The sequence below is a fragment of the Microbacterium sorbitolivorans genome (genome assembly GCF_003327285.1).
Lineage (GTDB): Bacteria > Actinomycetota > Actinomycetes > Actinomycetales > Microbacteriaceae > Microbacterium > Microbacterium sorbitolivorans.
The window spans coordinates 197,776-212,626 of sequence record NZ_KZ848473.1 but is presented as its reverse complement, the minus strand read 5'-3'; the positions used below and the strand labels follow the sequence as shown (position 1 = coordinate 212,626).

Below are 14,851 nucleotides of genomic sequence, written 5' to 3'. Positions count from 1 at the left end.
TGTGACGCCTGCCGGCGACCATGGCGGATACCTCGTCCGACCGCATCGCGCGGGCGCGACGGGAACCCACTACTCCCCCGCGGCAACGCGGTGGTGCGCGGCAACGCGGTGGTGCGCGGCACGAAAATCGGAGAAATCACGGGGCTCGGACGTATCGGCGCCAAGGCTCCGATTCTCGTGATTTCTCCGAGTCTTGTGACGCCTGCCGACTGCCTTGGCGGATACCTCGTCCAGCCGCGTCGGGCGGGCGCAGCGGGAACCCACTACTCCCCTGCGGCAACGCGGCAGTGCACGTCACAAAAGTCGGAGAAATCACGAGGCTCGGACCTATCGGCGCCAAGGCTCCGATTCTCGTGATTTCTCCGCGCCTCGTGATGGCTGTGCGCGCCGTCAGCGCCCTCAAGGTCCCCAGAGGCTCCGCTGGTATGCTCTAAGGCTCCACAGGCCGCTAAGGCGCCCGTGAGGGCCGCTCGGCGTTGGATGCGTGTGCCTCGCACGCGGCACCATCGCCCACGGGTGCAGATATGGATCCGGAACCGGCCGTGTCGAGACAGGGCGCGCGGATCCGCGGAGGTATCGGGGGTCAGATTTCGGCCGTCGCCGTGTTCAGAGCCTCTGGCTGCGTGCCGATGCGTGGATTGCGCGGCACGAGAATCGGAGGAATCACGAGAGTCGGGGGGATTCGTGGGGCGGATCCGAGATTCGTGACATCTCCGAGATTCGTGGCGCCGAAGGCAGCCGCGGCGCCGCCGCGCGGCTACTCCGCCGGGGACTTGATCAGGATGCCGGCAACCAGGAAGACGACCGCGGCGGCGAACTGGGCGACCATCCAGGGCGTGCCATCGAAGCCAAAGGGGAACGCGGGGTTCCACAGCACGGCGATGGCCAGGAAAATGATCCCCCACCACCACTGCTTCGCCTGCACGCCAAACCAGCCCACGATGAGGGCTCCGATCGCCACGACGTAGAGCACGATCGCCGACCAGTCGGTTTTGAGGATCACCGGGGCCAGGAACAGCACGGCCGCCGCGATGAACGAGGGCAGCAGTGCGTTTCGCTGGAAGGCGGGGGTGTTCTGATCGCGCGAGGCCATGCCACTATTCCATCATTCAATGCTTTGCAGACGCACAACAGCAGACAACGCAACAGCGGCCCCGGTCCGAAGACCGAGGCCGCTGTGACAGGAACGAGGCTTAGCGGGCGAAGTTACCGCGGTAGAACTCGTAGACCCAACCGACCAGACCGACGACCAGCAGGCCGATGGCGACGGGGATCAGGAAGTGGGCGGTAGCGAGCGAGAGCACGCCAACCGCGGGAGCCGCCGCGAGAACGATGGGCCACCACGACCAGGGGGCGAAGTGTCCGATCTCGGGGTCGGCGTCGTCGATCTCACCGTCGAGGCGGTCCTCGAGCAGGTCGACACCCTTCTGGCCCTTGTGAGCCAGCGAGATGAAGAAGCCGATGAGCGCACACATGAACGCGGCGAACAGCAGGGTAATCGTACCGATCCACTCCACGCGACCGTGGTTCGGGTCAACGATGCTCCAGACCGTGTAGGCCACCGAGACGATCAGGAAGAAGCCCGTGAGCAACCACCAGATACCAATCTGAGACTTCATTTACTTCGCCTCTCCCTCGAGAACACGCTCGGGAGCGCGGCTCGGATCGTAGTCGTCGAGCGACTCGGGGTGGTTCAGGTCGAACGCCGGACGCTCCGAACGGATGCGCGGGATCGACGTGAAGTTGTGGCGCGGCGGCGGGCAGCTGGTCGCCCACTCGAGCGAGCCACCGTAGCCCCAGGGGTCGTTGACCGTGACCTTCTTGCCCTTGCGCGCGGTGACCCACACGTTGAGGAAGAAGGGGATCATCGAGGCGGCAAGGATCATCGAACCGATGGTCGACACCTCGTTACCCCAGGTGTAACCGTCGGCCGGCGAGTAGTCGGCGTAGCGGCGAACCATGCCGTCGACACCCAGCCAGTGCTGGATGAGGAAGGTCATGTGGAAGCCGATGAACAGCATCCAGAAGTGCACGTAGCCGAGACGCTCGTTGAGCATCTTGCCTGTGAACTTCGGCCACCAGAAGTAGAAGCCGGCGAACATCGCGAACACGACGGTACCGAACACCACGTAGTGGAAGTGCGCGACGACGAAGTACGAGTCGGTCACGTGGAAGTCGAACGGCGGCACCGAGAGGATGACACCGGTGAGACCACCGAAGACGAACGACACGATGAAGCCGAGCGAGAACAGCATCGGCGTCTCGAACGTGAGCGAGCCACGCCACATCGTTCCGATCCAGTTAAAGATCTTCACACCCGTCGGAACGGCGATGAGCATCGTCATCAGCGAGAAGAACGGCAGCAGGACGGCGCCGGTTGCGTACATGTGGTGAGCCCACACCGAAACCGACAGCGCGGCGATCGCGATGGTCGCGTAGACGAGGGTCTTGTACCCGAAGATCGGCTTACGGCTGAAGACCGGAAAGATCTCCGACACGATGCCAAAGAACGGCAGCGCGATGATGTACACCTCGGGGTGGCCGAAGAACCAGAAGAGGTGCTGCCACAGCAGGACGCCGCCGTTGGCGGGGTCGTACACGTGCGAACCGAAGATGCGGTCGCTCGCGGCAGCCAGCATCGCGGCGGCGAGGACGGGGAACGCGATCAGGATGAGGAGGCTCGTGATGAGCGTGTTCCACGAGAAGATCGGCAGACGCCACATCGTCATACCCGGGGCGCGCATCGTGATGATGGTCGTGATGAAGTTCACCGCGCCGAAGATGGTACCGAAACCGCTGATACCGAGGCCGACCATCCAGAGGTTTCCACCGACACCCGGCGAGAACGAGGCGTTAGCGAGCGGCTGGTATGCGAACCAACCGAACGACGCCGCACCCTGCGGGGTGAGGAAGCCGGCGAGGGCGATGATCGAACCGAAGAGGAAGAGCCACATCGCGAAGGCGTTCAGACGCGGGAAGGCCACGTCGGGGGCGCCGATCTGCAGCGGCAGCATCACGTTCGCGAAGCCCGCGAAGAGCGGCGTCGCGAACATCAGCAGCATCACGGTGCCGTGCATCGTGAACAGCTGGTTGTACTGCTCGTGCGTGGGGATGATCTGCATGCCCGGCGCGAAGAGCTCCGCGCGGATGAGCAGCGCCATCACGCCACCGATGAGGAAGAACAGAACCGACGAGATCAGGTACATGTACCCGATCGTCTTGTGGTCGGTGGAGGTGATCCACCGAACGATCACGTTACCCTTCTGCTCCGTGCGGGATCCGCTCAGAAGAGCGGCCTGGCGCGGAGGAAGCGGCGCGGAGCCAGCAGTACCGGCCATGCTCAGTTTCCTTCCTCGGTCTCAGATTCCTTCACGACACCGTCGGTGCCCGTGAGGTTCTGGAGACGGTTGTATTCCTCGTTGACGTCGCCGACGTTGCCGTCAGCCTCGAGACCGGCGATGTACGCGTCGTACTCGCTCTGGCTCACGACCTCGACGTTGAAGAGCATCATCGAGTGGTATTCGCCACACAGCTCGGCGCACTTGCCCTCGTAGTGGCCCTCGCGCGTCGGGATGAACGACCACGAGTTGTCGTGACCGATGTACATGTCCTTCTTGTACAGGAAGTCAACGATCCAGAACGAGTGGATGACATCGCGCGACGTGAGGTCGATCGTGACCTTCTGGTCGACCGGCAGGACGAGCGTCGGAAGCTCGTCGCGGTCAAGCGTGCCGTCGGCGGCAGCCTTGGCCTGGACACCCATCGAGTAGACGGTCTCGCCGTCGGTCGTGGCGTCGTTGTACTGGAAGTCCCAGGCCCACTGCTTGGCGATGGCCGTGACGTGAACGTCGACCTCGTCATCGGCCCAGGGCTTCTCGATGTCGTTCTGCACGCGCGAGCTGAACGCGAACAGGCCGATCACGAGGATCATCGGCACCGAAGTGAAGAAGATCTCGATCGGCATGTTGTAGCGCAGCTGAACGGGCAGACCGGTCTGGCCCTTGCGACGGCGGTACACGACCATGGCCCAGAGCATGAGGCCCCAGGTGATCACGCCGACAATCAGCAGGATGACCCACGAACCGGTCCAGAGCGATGCGATCTGCTCTGTGTGGTTCGTGGCGGGGGTTCCGGACTCGTCAAAGCCAGGCATATACCCGTGAAGCTCCGTGGGGGTGCAACCAGCGAGGGCAGCAGCAGCCGCGGCGATCACGGGGACCGCGGCCCAGCGGATTCGGCGTTTCGACGGCACGAATTCACCTTTCGAACATGGATGTGGCTTCCTCCATCCTATGGCAAGCGCTCACGCAGTTCATGCCAGGCTCTCAGCGGGTCGGCAGGAGAGAGAAGTACGCGTCCAAGGCAAAAATGCCCCGGGTGCGAGAAGCACCCGGGGCATTTTGGCGTCTGATCAGTGGAAGCTGTCGCCGCAGGCGCAGCTACCGGACGCGTTGGGGTTGTCGATCGTGAAGCCCTGCTCCGAGATTGTGTCCTTGAAATCGATCGAAGCGCCGTCGAGGTAGGGCACGGACATGTTGTCGATGATGACCTCAACGCCGTCGAAGTCGACGGTCTCGTCGCCATCGAGGTAGCGCTCGTCGAAGTAGAGCTGGTAGATGAGACCCGAGCAACCGCCGGGCTGAACAGCCACGCGCAGGCGCAGGTCGTCGCGACCCTCCTGCTCGAGCAGGCTCTTCACCTTCGCGGCGGCCGCGTCGGTGAGGCTCACGCCGTGGGCGCGGTCGGTCTCCGGTGCAGTCAGCGTCGTATCCGTCATGCTGATCTCCTCTCAGGAAAGTTTCCGCTCGCGGCGGCGTGTTTCGATTCTACGTGCCCTAGCTGTGATCGGCGCGGTTGATGCGCGCGAGAAGCAGCGCTTCCGACCGGATCGCGTGGCGGAACGTATCGATGTGCAGCGATTCGTTCGGGCTATGGGCGCGCGAGTGCGGATCCTCGACGCCCGTCACGAGCACCTGCGCGCCCTCGAACTTCTCGACGAGGTCGGAGATGAACGGGATGGATCCGCCGACGCCGTAATCGACAGCGGGCACGCCGTAGCCGTCGGCGAGGGCGCCGCGCAGCTCGGTGATGGCCCAGCCGTTGGTGTCAACGAGAACGCTGTCGCCGAGGTCGATGTCGGTGAACTCGAGGCGCGCGCCGAACGGCGCGTGCGCGCGGAGGTGCGCCTCGAGGGCGTCGTACGCGGCCTGCGACGACTGCCCCGGCGCGACGCGGCAGCTGAGCACGAACGTCGACGACGGCGAGAGCGTGTTGCTCGCGGCCTCGACCGACGTGAGGTCGGCGCCCGTCACGGTCACGGTGGGCTTGTTCCAGATGCGGCCGAGGATGTCGCCGTCGCCCGCGGGGCTGACGCCGTCGAGGAGGCCCGTCTCGTCGCGGAGCGTCTCCTCCGTGTATTCCGGGGTCGCGCCCTCGTACGACGAGAGCCCCTCAACAGCGACGGATCCGTTCTCGTCCCACAGCGTCGCGAGCAGCTTGATCGCCGCCATCGTCGCGTCGGGAACCGCGCCGCCGAACATGCCGGAGTGCGACGCGTGGTCGAGCGTCGTCACGGTCAGGTGGAACTTCGCGTTGCCGCGCAGCGACACCGTCACCGCCGGCGTGTTCTCGTCGAGGTTGCTCGAGTCGGCGACGACGATAACGTCGGAACGCATCTCGTCGAGGTGCGCCTCGAGGAACGGCACGAAGGAGCGCGAGCCGTACTCTTCCTCCCCCTCGACGAAGAGCACGATGCCGATGCCGAGTTCGTCGGATCCGACCGTCTCGGCGAGCGCGCGCAGCGATGCGATGTGCGTCATGATGCCGGCCTTGTCGTCGGCGGCGCCGCGCGCGTAGATGCGGCCGTCCTTGACGGTCGGCTCGAACGGGGGCGTCTCCCACAGTTCGTCGGATCCGGGAGGCTGGACATCGTGGTGCGCGTAGAGCATCACGGTCGGATAGCCGGGCTTCGCGCGGCGAAGGCCGAGCACCGCGGGCTGGCCGAGCTCGGATCCGTCGCCGTCGGCGACCGGCGCGCGCTCGATACGCACGTCGTCGAAGAGGCCGGTTGCGCGGGCGAGCTCGGCGACGCGATCCGCGCTGCGCTCGAGTTGCGTCTGGTCAAACGCGGGCCAGGCGATACCGGGAATCTTCACGAGGGATCCGAGGTCGTCGATCGCGGCGGGGAACCCGCCCGCGACGGCCTCGAGGAGGTTCTTGTCTGGTTCGGAGAGGCGCTCGTCAGGTGCCGTAGAAGTCATGCGGGTAATCTTAGGTGGATCCCCTCATTTCCCTATCAGAGGTAACCGATGGCCAAGAACTCCTCCCCCGCCGACGAGCAGAGCAGCGACGCTCCGAAGATCGGCAAGGGCCGCCCGACGCCGACGCGCGCCGAGCAGGAGGCGAAGCGCATCCGCCCCCTCGTCGCCACGACGAAGGAGGCGAAGAAGGAGGCGCGCGCCGAACTCAACGCCCGTCGCGAGCGCGCCCGTGTCGGCATGCAGAACGGCGAGGAGCGCTTCCTCGGCCCGCGCGACAAGGGGCCGCAGCGCCGCTTCGCCCGCGACTGGACCGACGCCGGCTGGCACCTCGCCGAATTCCTCATGCCGATGATGATCGTCGTGCTCGTCGCGAGCATGCTGCCCATGGCGTTCGCCCAGATGTGGGCCTTCGCGGCCCTCTGGGTCTACATCATCTTCGCGATCATCGACATGATCCTGCTCTCCAACCGCGTCAAGAAGAAGGCGGCCGCCAAGTGGGGCTCCGGACGCGAAAAGGGCCTCGGCTGGTACGCCGCCATGCGCTCCGTGCAGATGCGCTTCATGCGCATGCCGAAGGCTCAGGTCAAGCGCGGGCAGTACCCCGAGCTCTGAAAACACCGCTCCAAAGGAGCGGCGTTTTCAGAGCCGTGCCGTTGGCGCGCTTCGCGCGACGTCGAAAAAGGCCGCTCCCGAGGGAGCGGCCTTTTCGATAGCCGTGTAGGTCGCGTGCTTCGCGTAGGTGCCGAAAAAGCCGCTCTACGGGAGCGGCCTTTTTCGTGTCTGCTACTTGCGGAGGCCGCGGTTGATCTCGCGCGCCCACAGCGGGCCGCGGTAGATGAAGCCCGTGTAGCCCTGCACGAGGGTCGCGCCGGCGTCGAGGCGCTCGCGCACGTCGCCGGCCGTCTCGACACCACCGACCGAGATCACGCAGAACTGCGGATCCGGGACCGCGGCGCGCACGAGGTTCAGCACCTCGAGCGAACGGGCCTTCACGGGAGGGCCCGAGACGCCGCCCGCGCCCATCGCCTCGACGGCGGCGGCATCGGTCGACAGGCCCTCGCGGGAGATCGTCGTGTTCGTCGCGATCAGGCCGTCGAGCCCGATCTCGACCGCCATCTGCGAGATCGCGGTAACCTCGTCGTCGGGAAGGTCGGGGGCGATCTTCACGAGCAGCGGGGTGGATCCGGCGGCCTCGCGGACCGCCTCGAGCAGCGGGCGCAGCGTCTCGACGGCCTGCAGGCCGCGGAGGCCCGGCGTGTTCGGCGACGAGACGTTGACGGCCAGGTAGTCGGCGAGCGGCGCGAGGGCGCGCGCGCTCGTCACGTAGTCAGGGATCGCGTTGTCGACCTCGACGACGCGGCTCTTGCCGATGTTCGCGCCGACGACCGCTCCCCCGCGGCGCAGCTTCGCGATGCGCTTCGCCGCGGCGCGCGCGCCACGGTTGTTGAAGCCCATGCGGTTCACGAGGCCGCGGTCGGCGACGAGGCGGAACAGGCGGGGCTTCGGGTTACCCGGCTGCGGGATCGCCGTGACGGTGCCGATCTCGACGTGGCCGAAGCCGAGCGCCTCGAGCCCACGCACGCCCACGGCATTCTTGTCGAAGCCGGCCGCGACGCCGAAGGGCGACGGAAAGGTGAGGCCGAGGGTGCGCACCTCGAGCGACGGATCCGGCTTCGTGAGCGCGCGGACGACCGGCGCGATCGGCGCGGATCCGGCGGCGCGGATCACGAGCATCGCCGCGTGGTGCGCGAACTCCGGCTCCATGCGCTTCAGCACGTTGCGGAACAGCAGGTCGTAGATCACGTGATCAGTCCTCATTCGGGTGTCGGTCGGCGCGCAGGTCGGCGATGGCCGCCTCGAAATCCTCGAGCGATTCGAACGCGCGATACACGCTCGCGAACCGCAGGTACGCGACCTCGTCGAGGTTGCGCAGCGGATCCAGGATCGCGAGGCCGATCTCGTTCGCCTCGAAGGTGCTCTGGCCCGTCTGGCGGAGCGCCTCCTCGACCTTCTGGGCGAGGATGGCGAGGTCGCCGTCGGTCACGGGCCGACCCTGGCAGGCCTTGCGTGCGCCGACGATGACCTTGTCGCGCGAGAACGGTTCGACGGCGCCGGAGCGCTTCACGACGCTGAGACTCGCGGTCTCGACGGTCGAGAAGCGGCCATTGCACTTCGGGCACTGCCGACGGCGACGGATGGACAGGCCATCGTCGGAGGTGCGGGAATCGATAACGCGCGAGTCAGGATTGCGACAAAACGGGCAGTGCATAACGTCGTCAGCCTAATCGGTGGCCCCGCCCCGTTTACTTGAAACGAGCCGTGACTGCCTCGCCGTGGGCCGGAAGCGACTCCGACTCGGCGAGGGCGACGATGCGGTCGGCGACGACGGCGAGGGCGTCGCGGTCGTACTCGATCACCTGCTGCGGGCGCAGGAACGTGTACGCGCCGAGGCCCGACGCGTAGCGCGACTGGCCGCCGGTCGGCAGCACGTGGTTGCTTCCCGCCATGTAGTCGCCGAGGCTCACGGGCGTCGCGGATCCGACGAACAGCGCGCCGGCGTTGGTGTAGTCGTCCGCGGCCTCGCGCGCGTCGGCGACGTGCAGCTCGAGGTGCTCGGGGCCGTATGCGTTGCTGAAGTCAGCCATCGCGGCGGCGTCGTCGACCAGCACGATCGCCGACTGCTCCCCCGCGAGCGCGACCGCGACGCGCCCGGCGTGGCGCGTCTTCGGCGCGAGCTCGGCGACCTCGGCGGCGACGCGCTCGGCGAGGCCCGCGGAGGTCGTGACGAGAACGGCCGAGGCCTGCTCGTCGTGCTCGGCCTGGCTGATGAGGTCGTAGGCGACGAGGCGCGCGTCGGCGGTGTCGTCGGCGGCGATGAGGATCTCGGTCGCGCCGGCCTCGGAATCGGTGCCGACGAGGCCCGCGACGACGCGCTTGGCCGAGGCGACGAAGTTGTTGCCGGGGCCCGTCACGACATCGACGGGGTCGAGCCCGAGGCTCGCGACGCCGTGCGCGAGCGCGCCGATGGCGCCGGCGCCGCCGATGGCGTAGACCTCGGTGACGCCCAGCAGGCCCGCGACGGCGAGGATGGTCGGGTGCACGCGGCCGTCGAAGCCCGCCTGCGGCGGCGAGCAGAGCGCGATGCGCTTAACGCCCGCGACCTGCGCCGGAACGACGTTCATGATCACGCTCGACGGGTAGACCGCCTTGCCGCCGGGCACGTAGACGCCCGCGCGGCCGACGGGTTGCCAGCGCTGCGAGACCCGCGCGCCGGGCGCGAGGTCGGTGACCCGCGGATCCGGCACCTGGGCTGCGGATCCCTCGCGCACGCGCGCGATCGCCTCGTCGAGGGCTGTGCGGACCTCGGGGGCGAGCGAGGCGACCGCCTCGTCGATGTGCGACTGCGGCACGCGGATCTCGTGGCCCGTCACGCGGTCGAAGCGCTCGGCCTGGTCGCGGAGCGCCGCCTCGCCCTCGTGGGCGACGGCGTGAACGATCTCTGCGGCGGCCTCAAGGGCGGCCGCGCGGGCCTCCGTGGCGCGCGGCACAGCCGCGAGCAGCTCGGCAGCGGTCAGGCTCTGGCCGCGAAGATCGATCGTGCGCATACTCATGCCCTCAAGGATACGGGGTTCGAGGCCACGGCCCGCCCGGCGGGAGGTACGGAACCCGCGGCGTCGGGGCGCAAAAAACTCCGCCCCACGCGGCGCGGGCCGAGCGGGGCGGAGTTATCCGGTGCCCGATTAGCTGCGCGTCACGCCCTGCACGTTGTGGAGGTAGCCGACGCGGCCGTCATCGTGACGCATGACGAAGTAGGTGCCGCGGTCTTCGAGCACGAGGGCCCAGGCCGTCGGGCCGATCTTGTAGATCGCGTGGCCCTCGAAGTCGTGCACGTCGCGCTCCTCCGGAACGAGCGCCCAGAAGGGCTGCTGGCTCGCGGCGGGCGTGGCCTCCGGAGTGGCGGCCTCCGGGGCGACGACCGACTCCTCGGCGGGCGCGGCGGAGTTCTCCGTCGAAGGGGCGTTCTCGGTCGACGAGGCGCCCTCGATCGGCGCGGCGCCCTCGGCCTCCGCGAGCTGCTCGGCGTCGATCGCGTCGACGACCTGCGTCGCCGGGTAGGCCTCGGTGCCAGCGCTGTCGTCGGTCGAGGCGGCGGCGGCCTCGGCGGTCGCCTCGGGAGCGGCAGCCTCCTCGGGAGCGGCGGTCGCCTCGGCCGCCGCCGGGGCGGCGAAGCGGTCGTAACCGGCGGTCTCGCCGGAGTTCGCCTGGAACGGGTCGTTCGCGGCCGGGGCCTGGAACGGATCCTGCGCCGCGGGCGCCTGGAACGGGTCGGCCTGCTGGCCGGTGGGCGCCGCGTACGGGTTTGGCTGCGCCGCGCCGTACGCGGCGGCGCCGGCGGGTGCCGCGGCCGGGGCGACGGGGCGCGGGGCCTCGATCACGGGGCGCACGGGGCGCGCCGCGACGTGGGCGACGACGGCCTCGCGACCGGTGAAGTCCTCCGAGAAGGGGGCTACGAAGCGCGCGAAGACGGTGAAGAAGACGCCGCCGAGCGAGACGATGAGGGCGACCCAGGTCACCCAGCTCGCGATCGAGCCGAGGGTCACGGCCACGTGCAGCCACGTGATCGCGGCGCCGACGAACGACACCGACGCGAGCTGGTCGACGCTCAGCGAGCCGAAGTTCGTCACGTTGTTGGTGCGGCGGAGCGCGATGAGCGCGGCCGACAGCAGCGGCAGCACGACGGCGGGAACCCAGGCGATACCGAGGGTCCACACGGGCGCGTAGCCGATGAACGTCGAGCCCTGCGCGCGCGAGAAGAACGACAAGATCAGGAGGAGCGCGGCCGCGCCCAACACGATCCACTCGCGGAGGGTGTAGGGACCGATACCGTGCTGCGGCGTAACCGTTGTCGTCGATTCGGCGGACGCCTGCGCGACGAAACGGGGCGCGTTCTGCGCGTCCGGTCCGGGATAGGGGGCGTTCTGGTCGGTCACTGGTGCGTTCCTCTCCCTGTTGTGCGGACACCCGCACAGTGTTGATCTTATGCGCGCCGGGTGACGCCTCGCATCACCCGAGACACTGCGGGCCGAGAAGCGCCTTCAGGTCTCCGAAGAGCTCGGCTGACACCCGCACCGGAAGCGGAACCTCGAATACCTTCGCCTGGCGGCCGCGGTGCATCTTGAGGCGCACCTCGGTGTCGCCCTTGTGACGGCGCAGCACGTCGGCGAGGTCGCCGACGGTGCGCTCGGTCGCGCGCTGCTCCGGCAGGAGAAGCGTCAGCGGGCCCGACTCGTCGAAGTCGGCGATGTCGGGCGCGAACGCACCCTGCGCGTGGATGTTCAGGCCGTCGTCGCGCTTCGACACCCGGCCGCGCACGACGAGGATCGAGTCCTGCACGAGGACCGGCTGGAACTCCTGGTACGTCTTGCCCATGAACATGACGGTGACCTCGGCCTCGAAGTCTTCGATCGTGATCATGCCGTACGGGTTTCCGCTCGACTTCGCCACGCGGTGCTGGGCGGTTGTGACGAGGCCCGCGATCGTGACCTGCAGGCCGTCCTCGAGGTCTTCGGCGTTGATGAGGTCGTTGATCGTGACGGTGCGGTGCTTCGCGAGCGGCACCTCGAGCCCCGCGAGCGGGTGGTCGGAGACGTACAGGCCGAGCATGTCGCGCTCGAATGCCAGCTTGTCTTTCTTCGTCCATTCCGGGCGCTCCGGGACCTTCGAGACCTGCTCGTCGTCGCCGAAGAGCGAGTCGAAGTCGAAGCCGACCTCGCCGTTGGCCGCCTTGCGCTTGTCGGCGACGGCCTGCTCGACGGCGCTCTCGTGGATCTCGACGAGCGCGCGGCGCGTGTTGCCCATCGTGTCGAAGGCGCCGGCCTTCGCGAGCGACTCGACCGTGCGCTTATTCGTCACGTGCGCGGGCACGCGGTCGAGGAAGTCGTGGAAGCCCTTGTAGGGGCCTTCCTCGCGCGCCGCGATGATGCCCTCGACGACGTTGTGGCCGACGTTGCGGATCGCGCCGAGGCCGAAACGGATGTCTTCGCCGACGGCGGCGAAGTACTCGATCGACTCGCTCACGTCGGGCGGGAGCACCTTGATGCCCATGCGGCGGCACTCGTTGAGGTACAGCGCAAGCTTGTCGCGCGAGTCGCCGACGCTCGTGAGCAGGGCCGCCATGTACTCGGCCGGGTAGTGCGCCTTGAGGTAGGCCGTCCAGTACGACACCACGCCGTACGCGGCCGAGTGGGCCTTGTTGAAGGCGTAGTCCGAGAAGGGCAGCAGGATGTCCCACAGCGCCTTGACGGCTCCCTCGCCGTAGCCGCGGTCGACCATGCCCTGGTGGAAGCCCTCGTACTGCTTATCGAGCTCGGACTTCTTCTTCTTACCCATCGCGCGGCGCAGAATGTCTGCCTGACCGAGCGAGAAGCCCGCGACGCGCTGCGCGATCGCCATCACCTGCTCCTGGTAGATGATGAGGCCGTAGCTGGTGTCGAGGATGTCCTTCAGCGGCTCTTCGAGCTCGGGGTGGATCGGCGTGATCGGCTGCTCGCCGTTCTTACGCAGCGCATAGTTCGTGTGCGAGTTGGCGCCCATGGGGCCCGGGCGGTACAGCGCGATAACGGCCGAGATGTCTTCGAAGTTGTCGGGCTTCATGAGGCGCAGGAGCGCACGCATGGGGCCGCCATCGAGCTGGAACACGCCCAGGGTGTCGCCTCGGGCGAGGAGCTCGTATGCCTTGCGGTCGTCGAGCGTCAGCTGTTCGAGGTCGAGCTCGACCCCGCGGTTGGTGCGGATGTTGTCGAGTGCGTCCGAGATGATCGTGAGGTTGCGAAGCCCCAGGAAGTCCATCTTGATGAGGCCGAGTGACTCACACGCCGGGTAGTCGAACTGCGTGACGATCTGGCCGTCCTGCTCGCGCTTCATGATCGGGATGATGTCGATCAGCGGGTCGCTCGACATGATCACGCCGGCGGCGTGGACGCCCCACTGGCGCTTCAGACCCTCGAGGCCGACCGCGCGGTCGAAGACCGTGCGGGCCTCCGGATCCGACTCGATCGTCGCGCGGAACTCGCTCGCCTCCTTGTAGCGCGCGTGATCCGGGTCGAACATGCCGCCGAGCGGCATGTCCTTGCCCATCACGGCCGGCGGCATTGCCTTCGTGAGCTTCTCGCCCATGCTGAACGGGAAGCCGAGGACGCGGCCCGCGTCCTTCAGTGCCTGCTTCGACTTGATCGTGCCGTAGGTCACGATCTGCGCGACGCGGGCGTCGCCGTACTTCTCGGTCACGTATTCAATGACCTCGCCGCGGCGACGGTCGTCAAAGTCGACGTCGAAGTCGGGCATCGAGACGCGGTCGGGGTTGAGGAAGCGCTCGAAGATGAGGCCGTGCGGCAGCGGGTCGAGGTCGGTGATGCGCATCGCGTAGGCGACCATCGAGCCCGCACCGGAGCCACGGCCCGGACCGACGCGGATGCCGTTGTTCTTCGACCAGTTGATGAAGTCGGCGACGACGAGGAAGTAGCCGGGGAACTTCATCTGCGTGATGATGCCGATCTCGTACTCGGCGCGGTCGCGCACCTCCTGCGAGATGCCGTTCGGGTAGCGGTAGTGGAGGCCCTTCTCGACCTCCTTGATGAACCAACTCTCCTCGGTCTCGCCCTCGGGAACCGGGAAGCGCGGCATGTAGTTGGCCGCCATGTCGAACTCGACGTTGCAACGTTCGGCGATGAGCAGCGTGTTGTCGCAGGCGCCCTCGACGTCGCGGAACATCTGGCGCATCTCGGCGGCCGTCTTGATGTAGTAGCCGTCGCCGTCGAACTTGAAGCGATTCGGGTCGTCGAGCGTCGAGCCCGACTGCACGCAGAGCAGCGCCTCGTGCGCGCTCGCGTCGTGCTGGTGCGTGTAGTGCGAGTCGTTCGTCGCGACGAACGGGATCCCGAGGTCCTTCGCGATCTTCAGCAGGTCTTCGCGAACGCGGCGCTCGATGTCGAGCCCATGATCCATGAGCTCGCAGAAGTAGTTGTCGCGACCGAAGATGTCCTGGAATTCGGCGGCGGCCTCGCGCGCGGCCTCGTACTGGCCGAGGCGCAGGCGGGTCTGGATCTCGCCCGACGGGCAGCCCGTCGTCGCGATGATGCCCTTCGCGTAGGTCTGCAACAGCTCGCGGTCCATGCGCGGCTTGAAGTAGTAGCCCTCGGTGCTCGCGAGCGAGCTCAGCCGGAACAGGTTGTGCATGCCCTGCGTCGTCTCGGCCCACATCGTCGCGTGCGTGTAGGCACCGGATCCGGAGACGTCGTCGCGCTTCTGCTCGGACGTACCCCACGCCACTCGCGTCTTGTCGCTGCGGTGGGTTCCCGGCGTGAGATAGGCCTCGAGCCCGATGATCGGCTTGATTCCCGCGGCCTTCGCCGCCTTATAGAACTCGAACGACGCGTAGTTGTTGCCGTGGTCGGTCACCGCGATCGCCGGCATGCCCATCTCGGCGGCGGCCTTCGTCATTTCGGTGAGCTTCGCGGCCCCGTCGAGCATCGAGTACTCGGAATGGACGTGAAGATGCACGAAGGAGTCGGATGCCATGGGTCCAGTCTAAT

General features: G+C 67.4%; 12 protein-coding genes. 1 reads left to right on the top strand and 11 read right to left on the bottom strand.

Annotated elements, in window-relative coordinates:
• Positions 1-757 precede the first annotated feature (757 nt).
• The 6 genes from DTO57_RS01000 to DTO57_RS00975 form a co-directional block, all read right to left on the bottom strand.
• Positions 758-1,093 carry a DUF6804 family protein gene (locus tag DTO57_RS01000; RefSeq protein ID WP_114116370.1) on the bottom strand — a complete coding sequence of 112 codons (336 nt, stop codon included), beginning with the start codon at positions 1,091-1,093 and terminating at the stop codon, positions 758-760.
• A 100-nt stretch (positions 1,094-1,193) separates the two neighbouring features.
• Entirely contained in the window at positions 1,194-1,619 is a 426-nt protein-coding gene (ctaF, locus tag DTO57_RS00995) for an aa3-type cytochrome oxidase subunit IV (RefSeq protein ID WP_114116369.1), read from the bottom strand.
• A complete protein-coding gene (gene ctaD / locus DTO57_RS00990) occupies positions 1,620-3,338 on the bottom strand; it encodes an aa3-type cytochrome oxidase subunit I (RefSeq protein WP_114116368.1) in 1,719 nt (572 codons plus the stop codon).
• A gap of 2 nt (positions 3,339-3,340) precedes the next feature.
• Positions 3,341-4,252 carry an aa3-type cytochrome oxidase subunit II gene (ctaC, locus tag DTO57_RS00985; RefSeq protein ID WP_114116367.1) on the bottom strand — a complete coding sequence of 304 codons (912 nt, stop codon included), beginning with the start codon at positions 4,250-4,252 and terminating at the stop codon, positions 3,341-3,343.
• Between the two features lie 159 nt (positions 4,253-4,411).
• Complete coding sequence (gene erpA, locus DTO57_RS00980) at positions 4,412-4,777, bottom strand: iron-sulfur cluster insertion protein ErpA (protein ID WP_114116366.1); 366 nt, start codon at positions 4,775-4,777, stop codon at positions 4,412-4,414.
• Positions 4,778-4,835: 58 nt separating this feature from the next.
• Positions 4,836-6,260 (bottom strand): dipeptidase, encoded by a 1,425-nt coding sequence (locus DTO57_RS00975; protein WP_114116365.1) that lies wholly within the window; start codon positions 6,258-6,260, stop codon positions 4,836-4,838.
• A gap of 48 nt (positions 6,261-6,308) precedes the next feature.
• Here DTO57_RS00975 and DTO57_RS00970 point away from each other — a divergent pair, with 48 nt between their 5' ends.
• Positions 6,309-6,872: a DUF3043 domain-containing protein gene (locus DTO57_RS00970; protein ID WP_114116364.1), complete on the top strand. Its 564-nt coding sequence runs from the start codon at positions 6,309-6,311 to the stop codon at positions 6,870-6,872.
• 171 nt (positions 6,873-7,043) lie between these two features.
• Here the strand turns inward: DTO57_RS00970 and DTO57_RS00965 are convergent, their stop codons facing one another.
• The 5 genes from DTO57_RS00965 to dnaE all read right to left on the bottom strand — a co-directional run bounded on the left by DTO57_RS00965 (position 7,044) and on the right by dnaE (position 14,837).
• On the bottom strand, positions 7,044-8,060 hold the full coding sequence (locus DTO57_RS00965; RefSeq protein WP_114117233.1) for a quinone-dependent dihydroorotate dehydrogenase: 1,017 nt from the start codon (positions 8,058-8,060) through the stop codon (positions 7,044-7,046).
• Positions 8,061-8,067: 7 nt separating this feature from the next.
• Entirely contained in the window at positions 8,068-8,529 is a 462-nt protein-coding gene (gene nrdR, locus DTO57_RS00960) for a transcriptional regulator NrdR (protein ID WP_114116363.1), read from the bottom strand.
• A 34-nt stretch (positions 8,530-8,563) separates the two neighbouring features.
• Positions 8,564-9,865: a histidinol dehydrogenase gene (gene hisD, locus DTO57_RS00955; RefSeq protein WP_114116362.1), complete on the bottom strand. Its 1,302-nt coding sequence runs from the start codon at positions 9,863-9,865 to the stop codon at positions 8,564-8,566.
• 135 nt (positions 9,866-10,000) lie between these two features.
• Entirely contained in the window at positions 10,001-11,251 is a 1,251-nt protein-coding gene (locus DTO57_RS00950; RefSeq protein WP_114116361.1) for a hypothetical protein, read from the bottom strand.
• 73 nt (positions 11,252-11,324) lie between these two features.
• Positions 11,325-14,837 carry a DNA polymerase III subunit alpha gene (gene dnaE / locus DTO57_RS00945; RefSeq protein ID WP_114116360.1) on the bottom strand — a complete coding sequence of 1,171 codons (3,513 nt, stop codon included), beginning with the start codon at positions 14,835-14,837 and terminating at the stop codon, positions 11,325-11,327.
• Between the last annotated feature and the right edge of the window lie 14 nt (positions 14,838-14,851).

What these genes read in the sequence shown, in the direction of transcription:
- DTO57_RS01000 (WP_114116370.1), bottom strand. Translation starts at nt 1,093, where the DNA reads ATGGCCTCGCGCGATCAGAACACCCCCGCCTTCCAGCGAAACGCACTG.
- ctaF (WP_114116369.1), bottom strand. Translation starts at nt 1,619, where the DNA reads ATGAAGTCTCAGATTGGTATCTGGTGGTTGCTCACGGGCTTCTTCCTG.
- ctaD (WP_114116368.1), bottom strand. Translation starts at nt 3,338, where the DNA reads ATGGCCGGTACTGCTGGCTCCGCGCCGCTTCCTCCGCGCCAGGCCGCT.
- erpA (WP_114116366.1), bottom strand. Translation starts at nt 4,777, where the DNA reads ATGACGGATACGACGCTGACTGCACCGGAGACCGACCGCGCCCACGGC.
- DTO57_RS00975 (WP_114116365.1), bottom strand. Translation starts at nt 6,260, where the DNA reads ATGACTTCTACGGCACCTGACGAGCGCCTCTCCGAACCAGACAAGAAC.
- DTO57_RS00970 (WP_114116364.1), top strand. Translation starts at nt 6,309, where the DNA reads ATGGCCAAGAACTCCTCCCCCGCCGACGAGCAGAGCAGCGACGCTCCG.
- nrdR (WP_114116363.1), bottom strand. Translation starts at nt 8,529, where the DNA reads ATGCACTGCCCGTTTTGTCGCAATCCTGACTCGCGCGTTATCGATTCC.
- hisD (WP_114116362.1), bottom strand. Translation starts at nt 9,865, where the DNA reads ATGCGCACGATCGATCTTCGCGGCCAGAGCCTGACCGCTGCCGAGCTG.
- dnaE (WP_114116360.1), bottom strand. Translation starts at nt 14,837, where the DNA reads ATGGCATCCGACTCCTTCGTGCATCTTCACGTCCATTCCGAGTACTCG.